Here is a 10,000-nt window from a genome sequence, read left to right as displayed (position 1 = left end):
CGGCCATCATCTTTAGAACCCTAAGCCTGTGTTCTTCAGAAACAAAAGGGGCATACAGCGGGAATAGTGTGTGCTGATAAACCAGCTCATCAACAGAATATCGGCCTGTTCTTTTCAGCTGGTTAGAAATAGCCTGCAGATGACAAGGAAGATCCATGGTGGCAATCACTTTGCGATCGCCATATACCTCATCCAGTAGCTGTTTAGGGCTCGAAATGCCCAGATAAGTGCCAGTTCGAGCTACTGTGCTATAAATGAGCTCATTTGGATAGGGTATGGGGAAATTTAGCATAATCGTTAATTCGACGACCAAGAATTAGCTTTTGAATATAGCCAAACGAGCTAACAAATGCTCTTCTGTCAGCACCTCAATCAGAAGTAGAGGTATTAACAATAGAGTAGAATCCGTTGTAAAAGTTTTTACGCTTCAAAAGCTAAACCCAGCATTTAGACTTCAAACACAAGAAGAAATGTTAGAATCATTTTTGAATAATTTAGGCAAAGACTCTCTCCAATCTGAGACCATACGGCAGAGCTTTCCGAGATCATTGTCATAGATACTGAGAAGAAATAATGCTCTCCACATATTATCTGTTAATCCGTCTTCAGAAAAACCTAACTTTTTTACCATCAAAATAGTATTTCTTTGAACTCCTTTCGCATGATCTTCACTCCAGCCATCAGGCCATTCATGATGATGCTTAAAGTAATTTGCAACAGCATCAATAGCTTCTATTTGACTTACGTCAGTGTCGTAAATAAACGCTGACTCGGCTTTTAAAAACCCAGATTTCGACTTTGGCAACCTAGATATGTCTGCACAATATTCGTTCAACTTCAAACAAATTGATACAGCTTGAGATATACCAACTTGAGCTAGTACAAAGGCGTTACCAATTACAATCCCGATCTGCTCATGCACTAATTCACAAGGTACAGTCCAACATGATCGAGCAACGCCGTACGGCCCCATAAACTCTTGAAAAGAATCATTACAGTCCTCAAGTGATTGGTTCAGTGATGTTGCGGCACTGCTTATAGGCATCATGAGAAAGGGATCACCAAGCTCTTCATATAACCTTCGAATATTACGCCAATCTAGCAAGTTACTCTCCATGCATAATGATATTTACCGGCCAATATAGACCCGACATCTACGCGCTGGTCTGCAACCGTCAAAATGATTTCATTGAAATCATACAGAACAGCAATAGTGGAGATCACAAAGCTACGGCTCCCAATTGTTATACTCAACTAACCCACTTCCTCAAATTAAATAATAACCCTTTAACCCCCAAAGCCGAATGCATACCTGTAGCCGACGCTTGCTGAGAGCTGATGTAGCGCAAGTCATCCCAATCCAAAGTATCCCACTGATAAGATTTGGTATTCTTAGAACGTATTTTCGGTTGTTCTGGTGTAACAGGAATGTCAGCATCTGACAGCCAATTCAAAATCACCGGTAGCAGCTGAGGGCGAGTCAGCTTAGGATTTTCAGCAAATGCTCTACGCACCGTAGCCACGAGCAGGCTTGAATCATAATCGTCTTTGAGCATCAGGTAGACTCTGCGTTCATCGTCGGTTGCCAGCTGTTTTAGCGCTAATTCCTCTGGGGTTTCGACTTTCATGCCAGCAATATCCCTTTGCAGCTGAATAAGTCTCTTGTCCATTTCCGGCAGCATCAAATCAGAATACTGCGCAATTTTTTCCGGAATGCCAGATCGAAGAGCCTCCAGCATAGGATGAACAGGTTTTAGCTCGTCTTTATATACCTGTTTCATCAGGCCAGGAGTGAGTCGCTCCTTACCCAAAGCCAAGGCTCTTAACTGAGACAACACAAAAAGCTTAACAACGATATCCATAACACCCTGGCTCAGGTCATACCAAAGGTCCCGTAAATCGTCGGTCAACACCAAATCCTTGCTCTGCAATAACTGCAGCTTCCAGAGGTTATCGGTAAAGGCAACCCACTCAGGGTTACGCTTACCATTGGGCCCTTGTTTCATCGGTTCCCAAAAAATCGCACCTAAACCTGAGCCGCGTCGGGCTGACCTGAGATCAATTTCAAAAATATCCCGGGCTTTAGGCGTGCCAATCAGCATGACTGGCACACCAATGGTGTTCACCATGGTCACGAAAAAATTCAGCATTGCTTCCGGGCCACCAGATTTCGCCCGGCTTAAATGCTGGATCTCATCAATAACCAGCAAACCTACCGCATGAGCGTTGGCAATCTGAGCCATCAGTGCCAGCATGGTCTCAATACCATTACGTTTAAGGCCATATTTTTTCTCATAATTCGAGCCCAACGCCTTATCGAGCGCCCGAAAGAAGTTCAGGCAGATTTCTTTAAGCGAACCATTGTGTGAACAGTCCACTTTCAGATAAACCACTTGCTCAAAATTCATAGTCGGGTGATAAATGACTTGAGGATAGGTATCCAGGATCCGTGCTAATGACGTTGTTTTGCCACTGCCTGAGCAGCCAATCAACAACATACTTTGGGCTGTGGATTTCGCCTCTTCAAATCTGAAGCTAGACAAATCGCCACTTTGAACTCTTTCGTAGCCATTTTGTAAGTGCCGCTGCAGGTCGCCTGTTTTAGGATTACGGCCAACATAACCACCACGAATCATTAGCGAAACACGCTCACTCAGGAGCATGTGAGAGCCCAGCGGCTGGAAAAAGTCATTGGTGATACGGCAAATACTGTGGGCGCGAACAACCCTTGGTTTCTGCAGATCTGACGCATCGAAAAGTGATGCTGAACGAAGAGCTGCAGCACTGTTTACAGATTCCTGCAGTGGCGGTAAAGCTTCTATAAACGGATTGCCTTTATAAGCCGTGACATCGGCGTCTCGATAAACGGCATCAATTTTTGTTGCGCTCATTCAGGTTCTCCATCCTGGTAACCAAACAAGTCCGGAACATAGCTTGGAAGACTGTAATCCTCTTCGGCTTCTCGCAGAGGAATGACTGGTGCAAGCACTTTGTCTTTTACTTCATTTGTAGGCCTAGCACGCTGCAACTGTTCAGCTTCACGTGCCTCTTTTTTATTACCCCTAATCTGTGCAATACGCTTTTGGCCTGACTCTTTAATGGCTGGAGTTGCGCGGATAGCACTGGTAGTTTTTTCTTTTATAAAAGCATCCAGTTCCCGCCGTTTTGCATCTTCATCTAGCCTGGCATTTGCCATGTTATGTTTCTGCTGGGCCTGAAGCTCCCAAGCTTGCCAGAATGTCAGGCCTCTAAATTGGCGACTACGATCAGTAAGAGTACAAGTCCAGTAGGTCCTGCTACCAGGTTGTGGAAACAGATAAATAGTATCTGCAGAGCCGGGGTTGTAAGCAGCCTCCAGTTTCTGAGAACGCTGAATCTCCGGGCTTCGCAGCAGCCATCCTTCTCGAAGAAATTCTGGACAGCTGTAGTAGATACCCCACATATTTGCACCGTATTGAGAAATACTGACCTTTTGCCGTGGCAACAAAGCAATCCTTAACTGCTCAGAATCAACCAGCCTTAAACTACCAACCCTGTGCTGCATGCCCCAGTTCCATAAATGAATTGGAATTGAAGGGATATCAGCAGGCAGGTCCGCATCACGATCGTACTTATCCATCACGTGGTAGTTGTTTCGGAAAAGAATAGTCTTCAGCATTATTTGGGCAAAGTCAGTGATCGTCATTACGGCATCAAGACGATAATCCCGCTCTCCGTGTTTTTTCACTCTGTTACCAGTAACAACACCAGGCACATAGGGTTTAAATTCGGCCTGAAGAGTACGGAAGCAACTTTCAACAATACCCTTGGCATCACCACGTCTCGGTGGTGCGCTTTCAACCCGCAGATTAAACCCCTTAATCAGCGCATCCACCTGATGGCTCATCATCTCTCCGCGGTCAGCCAGAATAACATCAGGCAAACCAACACATGGCCATTCGTCTGGAGTGATCTCTATACCAAGAGACTTACAGGAAGTGACCTTCTCAGTGCAGGCAATTGCCACAGCCTGCATAGCCACCACATAGGAAGGGTTGTCAAAACCGATATAAAAACCAGCTATCATTCGGCTGAACACATCAATCACGACGTAAAGGGTAGGCCTGCCTATGATTTTACTGCGGTCGTCATCTGCAACCAGGTAAATATCAGCAATAGTTGCATCAATCTCATATCGGCTGCCAGGGCCCAGCACATGGGCAGTGGCAGTGCTGGTTAAAGGGCGAATATCCTTTTTGTAGATGCCGGGATTCGTGCTTTCAAGTAACCGCTGTGGCTTCTTGTACTCCCGGTTATAAAAATACCGGAACTGCCGTAACGTGGGGAAATCTTCAGGCAAGACTTCAGGGTGATACTGTGCAAACAAATCCCTGAAACGACGATACGCGACCGTTGTTTGAAGTTTTTTCTGAGTTAATAAGTGCTTTTCTATACTGACCCGAAATATTCGTTCAACATCGACTGTGACTTTAATACCTGAACCATCGCCGTATAACCGGCTACGACCAACTTTTGTTGTGCCTGATGCCGCTCTGGATTTCCCCGGGGCCCCACTGTTTTTGAAGTCAGGCAATAAAGCATTGGGCTTCTGGCCTCGCTGCCAAAACCTGCGAAGTAGCTTATAAATAGTCGCTTTGGTTGCTACACCAGCCATCTCAACTTCAGTCACCCGTCGCGCTCTGGCTTTAGTTTCAAAACACAGCTCGTCAACAATAATGGGCTGAATAATAGTCAGTGCTTTTTCACGTCGATTAAATGCAACAGACCCAACTTCTGGCTCTTCATCATGCAGAAATGCGTAAGGGTCCGAGCTTCTGAGCAACCGGCCTTCATCCAGGTAGGAAATAAGCTTCAGTTCCAGGATAAATTCAGGGAACCCCTTATCGCTGTCGATTTGGATCCAGACGAGCTCGCCCGGATGCACAGCTAAGATACGATAGGGCTGTTCGTCAAATCTCAGAACCTCATTGATTTGCCACATGCAGCAAGGCCTCCATATCTTCAAACTGACAGAACCTGAGCTCTGATGCCTTCACAGAACGAAACGCCGTATTGATATTAAATTTAATAAAGCCATTGGCTACCAAAGTCCGAACATCTCGTAAGCTGTGGCCGAGCTCCAGCTCGTATGCGGTATCCAGATGTTTGCAAATATCAATGACCTTTGAGTCCTGAGCTTTGCTAAATGCCTTAGATAAAAATGGCAGCTGAGCTAACAAAGCAGGATCCACTGCAGCATCATTTTTTGTTGGATATAACCACTCGATGTTCTGTTTTATCACCAGATCAATTTCTTCTTCGGTGACCAGAAACCATGGGATTTGCTTTAACTGCCAGTAGCGCCTTTCCAGCTCAAGCTTCTCGATAATCTCAGGCTTGGCTAACTCATTCACTGGCTTCACCTGAATAGCGAACTGCCTGTCAGGACCAGTAGTAGCGTCTACAAGGAAATCTGACGACATCACCTGGTCAACACCTCGGACAGAAGGATGTCTCAGTTGATGCTCTGCAGCGAGAGCTCTGGTTTCATCTCGCTTTAAAGGGAATTGCTCCCTGATATCTGTAATGTCTGACGACCATTCAAGCACAAGAAAAACTGCTAATTCCAGATCGGAAAGCAGATGATGAACCCGCCGCGTTTTATGAGAGTAAATACGATGAGAACGCCCATCTGATGGGACATCCTGAACATGAAACCAGGGCTTATAATGTTCTCCATGACCCTGACCGCGTCCATTCTTGATGCGACGGGCAATTTCAGTTTCTGAAAGCGATTGCTGCGCTCTAGCCATAAAAAAAGTCCAGTATGCTTTTTAAACAGCATAACTGGACTTTAATGGTTTACAACTATTTTGTTCTGTTTAGTTCTTTGCTGTCACGCTTTAAGACTATTTTGTCTTGTTTAGAACTATTATGTCAGACCACAAAAAAATTTATTTAAAATCAAAATCTTACTCTACAGTCACCGACTTGGCCAGGTTACGTGGCTGGTCTACGTCTGTGCCTTTGATAATGGCAACGTAGTAGCTTAATAACTGCAGCGGGATGGTGTAGATGATGGGTGCAATCAGTGGGTGCACGTGTGGCACGCTGATCACACGCTGCGTCGCGTCTGATTTAAAGTGAGCATCCACGTCAGCGAAGACATACAAAATACCGCCACGGGCACGTACTTCTTCCACGTTTGACTGTAATTTTTCCAGCAGTTCGTTGTTTGGCGCGACCACAATAATTGGCATATCCGCATCAATCAGCGCTAATGGGCCGTGTTTCAGCTCGCCTGCGGCATAAGCTTCAGCGTGAATGTAGGAAATTTCTTTTAACTTCAGCGCGCCTTCCATAGCGATAGGATACTGATCGCCACGGCCTAAGAACAAGGAGTGATGCTTGTCGGCGAACTCTGTCGCCAGAGCTTCGATTTTTGGCGCCAGGGTTAAAGTTTCTTCCAGTTTGGCTGGCAGAGTTTTTAATGCCTGTGCCATATCCTGTTGCTGCTGGGCTGTTAAGCCATTGTATTTACCAATAGCCAGCGTCAGCATAGACAAACCAACCAGCTGAGTGGTGAAGGCTTTAGTGGAAGCCACACCAATTTCAGCACCAGCACGGGTCATAAAGGCCAGATCCGATTCACGTACCAGTGAAGAACCCGCGACGTTACAAATAGTTAAGCTACCGATATAACCCGCTTCTTTGGCTAAACGTAAGGCCGCTAAAGTATCTGCAGTTTCACCAGACTGGGAAATGCTGACCAGCAGGCTGCCTGGCTGAACAAAGGATTTGCGGTAACGGAATTCAGAGGCAATTTCGACGTTGCAGGAAATACCACCTAAAGACTCCAGCCAGTAACGGGCAACCATACCTGAGTGATACGAAGTACCGCAGGCAACGATTTGCACGTGACGAACTTTTTTGAACAGTTCAGCGGCGCCATTACCAAAGGTTTCGTCCAGTACTGAATCTGAGCCTAAACGGCCTTCTAAAGTGTTAGTAATGGCGTGTGGCTGTTCGTAGATTTCTTTTAACATAAAGTGGCGGTACTGACCTTTGTCACCGGCATCGTAGCTGGCGGTGGATTCAGTGATAGTGCGCTCGACTTGTTTGCCGTTTTTGTCGTACACAGTGACGCTGGTGCGGGTAATTTCGGCCACGTCGCCTTCTTCTAAAAACATAAAACGACGGGTTACTGGTAACAGGGCTAACTGATCAGAAGCGATAAAGTTTTCGCCGATACCAAAGCCGATCACCAATGGGCTGCCTGAACGGGCCACAACTAAATGGCTTGGGTCGTTTTGATCCATCAGTACAGTGCCGTAAGCGCCGTTAAATTGTTTTACCGCAGTTTGTACTGCAGCTAGCAAAGAACCAGCAGTTTTCATTTCATCAGCCACTAAGTGCGCTATCACTTCAGTGTCAGTGTCAGAATTAAACACATAACCTTTGGCTTTTAACATTTCGCGCAGCGGGCCATGGTTTTCGATAATGCCGTTGTGCACCACCGAAATATTGCCGGAAACGTGTGGGTGAGCGTTACGCTCTGAAGGTTCGCCGTGTGTAGCCCAGCGAGTGTGCGCAATACCAGTGCCGCCAACAACAGGCGTTAATTTTACTGCGTCAGACAGTTCTTTTACTTTACCTAAACGGCGGATACGTTGTAATTCGCCTGTTGGGCTGATGATGGCCACACCGGCAGAGTCATAACCACGGTATTCCAGGCGACGTAAGCCCTCGACCAGAATCTCTACTACGTCACGTTGTGCTACAGCACCTACTATTCCACACATAAAGTCTTACTCCACTGAGCCAAAGGGGGCGCAAATCACTTTTACGCCTTGTTGTTCGATTTGCTGTTTTGCGCTGGCGGGCAACTTGTCGTCTGTTACCAGTATTTTAATGGACGACCAGGGCAATTCTAAGTTGTGGATTTTCCGACCTATTTTGTCGGATTCCACCATCACCACTACTTCACGCGCCACTTCGGCCATTACCCGGCTTAAGCTGGTCAGCTCATTAAAAGTAGTAGTACCACGCTGCAGATCAATGCCGTCGGCACCAATAAACAGCTGGTCAAAATCGTATGCACGCAAAACCTGTTCCGCCAGTTGGCCCTGAAAAGCCTCAGACTGCGGATCCCAGCTGCCACCTGTCATCAGCAGCGTAGGTTCGTTTTCCAGTTCACGTAAGGCATGGGCAATAGCCAAGGAATTAGTCATCACCACTAAACCTTGTTTATGCGAAAGTTCAGGCAATAAAGCTGCTGTGGTGCTGCCGCTGTCGAGAATAATACGGTTGTGATCACGAATAAGCTCTGCAGCGGCTTTGGCCAGAATTTGCTTTCGTTCTGAAACTTTTTCGACCGCGGCTTCCTGAATCAGTTCATGTGGCACTTGCACTGCACCACCATAACGACGCAATAACAAACCGTTATTTTCCAGTGCAGCTAAGTCTTTACGAACAGTAACTTCAGAGGTTTCAAAATGATGGGCCAATTGCTCAACACTGACTTCGCCCTGCAGATTCAGCAGGTCAAGAATAGCGCGGCGGCGTTGTTGAGTGTTTCGTTTGTTCATCTGCCAGTCACTTAAGTTTCGTTTCGAAAGATATTTTACAGAAGCGAAACTTAAACGCAAGAGTGAAAGTTAAATTCAGCATTTTCTGGAGAGTGTGAGCAGTCAACAAAGCTGCAGCTTTAAATACGAGAAGTGTTTAGCCTAAGTAATTGATGATGCAGCGAGGCGACAAGCAAACGAGACCCCAGGAGCATAGTTGTCTATGCGACTGGGGCGAGAGCGCACAGTCAACAAAGCTGCAGCTTCAAGTACGACGGCTAATTAATGTTGATGTGAAGCTTCAGGCCCTATCAAAACCAGCATTAATAGTACACCAAGGCCCATCATCAGGCCATGTAACCAGAGCGGTTGTTCGACATTTTTCCGCAACAATGGCATTAAGTCGGCGCTGGCCAGATAAATAAAGGCACCTGCTGTAATAGCCAATAAGATATTCAGATTAGGCGTTAACCAGTGACTGATGGTTAAAGTGGCAACAGCACCTAAAACACAAGCGCCAGCCGATAACAGGTTATACAACAAAGCTTTTTTTCGGCTAAAACCTGCATTCAAAAGCACAGCAACATCAGCAATTTCTTGCGGAATTTCGTGGATCAGAATAGCAACAGTGGTCGTCACACCCAATAAAGGGTCGACCAGAAAACTACCGGCTATCAATACACCATCAATAAAATTGTGCACGCCATCGGCCACCAGATTCACTTTGCCATAGCTGGCTGTGCTTATAGCCTGGTCCGGCAATTGTGGATGACCATGTTGCAAAGCACGTTCCAGAAAATAAAACCCTAATAAACCCGCTAATACCCAGCCAAATAGCTGACGATGCGACTCCTGATGCAGCAATGCGTCCGGCAATAAATGCAAAAAGGCATTGGCCAGCAAGACCCCCACAGCCAGGCTCAAAATCAGCGGTAAAAAACGTTGTAATTTGCTTTGCGGCAACAGAAATAACACAGCCCCGGACAGGGATACCAGCATCACCAAAAAGGCAGCCAGCAGGATAAACAGAGTCAACATAAAAAATCCTGTCCTATGGGAAATAACAGCGGATAAAGATAGTCAGGTTCAAACAGCAACAGCCAGGAAAAAACCTGTGACATTATAACGTTTTTTCCCTGATTGGATCTTTGTTTTTTTAAACAAAAAAACCACCTGTCTTCCCAGCAGGTGGTTGAGCATAAAATCCCCTTCGTCCCTGAAACCGCAGTTTTGTTGACTGCGCGGCGGGCGGGGATTACAACACCAGGATGAAACTGGTCTCAAACAAAACTTAGAAACTGTAACTGACACTCAATTTGGCATAACGGCCTGGCTCGCTGTAACGCTGAATACCGTCGGCACTGATATTGTTCCGGCTGCTGGCGGCATAACGAATACGCTCCCAGCGGTAGTATTCTTTATCCAGCAGGTTATACACCCCAATATTCAGCAAC

Annotated in this window: 8 protein-coding genes; all 8 read right to left on the bottom strand. The window is 46.2% G+C overall.

Annotation, left to right across the window (positions count from 1 at the left end):
* A partial coding sequence (locus tag LDL40_RS17970; RefSeq protein ID WP_367304345.1) for a TniQ family protein occupies positions 1-292 on the bottom strand: 292 nt, incomplete at its 3' end.
* A 162-nt stretch (positions 293-454) separates the two neighbouring features.
* Positions 455-1,105 (bottom strand): hypothetical protein, encoded by a 651-nt coding sequence (locus tag LDL40_RS17965; RefSeq protein ID WP_300996850.1) that lies wholly within the window; start codon positions 1,103-1,105, stop codon positions 455-457.
* A 145-nt stretch (positions 1,106-1,250) separates the two neighbouring features.
* Positions 1,251-2,891, bottom strand: coding sequence for an AAA family ATPase (locus LDL40_RS17960; RefSeq protein ID WP_300996849.1), 1,641 nt, complete (start codon positions 2,889-2,891; stop codon positions 1,251-1,253).
* Positions 2,888-4,981, bottom strand: coding sequence for a DDE-type integrase/transposase/recombinase (locus LDL40_RS17955; protein ID WP_300996848.1), 2,094 nt, complete (start codon positions 4,979-4,981; stop codon positions 2,888-2,890). The genes LDL40_RS17960 and LDL40_RS17955 overlap by 4 nt, the downstream gene beginning before the upstream one ends.
* The gene (locus LDL40_RS17950) at positions 4,965-5,792 is read right to left on the bottom strand and encodes a TnsA endonuclease N-terminal domain-containing protein (protein ID WP_300996847.1); all 828 of its coding nucleotides are present in this window, start codon (positions 5,790-5,792) and stop codon (positions 4,965-4,967) included. The genes LDL40_RS17955 and LDL40_RS17950 overlap by 17 nt, the downstream gene beginning before the upstream one ends.
* Before the next feature lie 159 nt (positions 5,793-5,951).
* Complete coding sequence (gene glmS, locus LDL40_RS17945; protein ID WP_300996846.1) at positions 5,952-7,781, bottom strand: glutamine--fructose-6-phosphate transaminase (isomerizing); 1,830 nt, start codon at positions 7,779-7,781, stop codon at positions 5,952-5,954.
* Positions 7,782-7,787: 6 nt separating this feature from the next.
* Complete coding sequence (locus LDL40_RS17940; protein WP_300996845.1) at positions 7,788-8,567, bottom strand: DeoR/GlpR family DNA-binding transcription regulator; 780 nt, start codon at positions 8,565-8,567, stop codon at positions 7,788-7,790.
* 261 nt (positions 8,568-8,828) lie between these two features.
* Positions 8,829-9,584 (bottom strand): ZIP family metal transporter, encoded by a 756-nt coding sequence (locus LDL40_RS17935; protein ID WP_300996844.1) that lies wholly within the window; start codon positions 9,582-9,584, stop codon positions 8,829-8,831.
* Positions 9,585-10,000: the final 416 nt, after the last annotated feature.

It is taken from the genome of Rheinheimera sp., from assembly GCF_020217005.1.
Classification (GTDB): Bacteria; Pseudomonadota; Gammaproteobacteria; order Enterobacterales; family Alteromonadaceae; genus Pararheinheimera.
Note: the sequence above shows the minus strand (reverse complement) of the source record. Positions and strands in the feature narration are given on the sequence as shown.

Excerpts from the sequence above, each read along its gene's own strand:
- LDL40_RS17940 (WP_300996845.1), bottom strand. The coding sequence starts at position 8,567 with ATGAACAAACGAAACACTCAACAACGCCGCCGCGCTATTCTTGACCTG.
- LDL40_RS17955 (WP_300996848.1), bottom strand. The coding sequence starts at position 4,981 with ATGTGGCAAATCAATGAGGTTCTGAGATTTGACGAACAGCCCTATCGT.
- glmS (WP_300996846.1), bottom strand. The coding sequence starts at position 7,781 with ATGTGTGGAATAGTAGGTGCTGTAGCACAACGTGACGTAGTAGAGATT.
- LDL40_RS17950 (WP_300996847.1), bottom strand. The coding sequence starts at position 5,792 with ATGGCTAGAGCGCAGCAATCGCTTTCAGAAACTGAAATTGCCCGTCGC.
- LDL40_RS17960 (WP_300996849.1), bottom strand. The coding sequence starts at position 2,891 with ATGAGCGCAACAAAAATTGATGCCGTTTATCGAGACGCCGATGTCACG.
- LDL40_RS17935 (WP_300996844.1), bottom strand. The coding sequence starts at position 9,584 with ATGTTGACTCTGTTTATCCTGCTGGCTGCCTTTTTGGTGATGCTGGTA.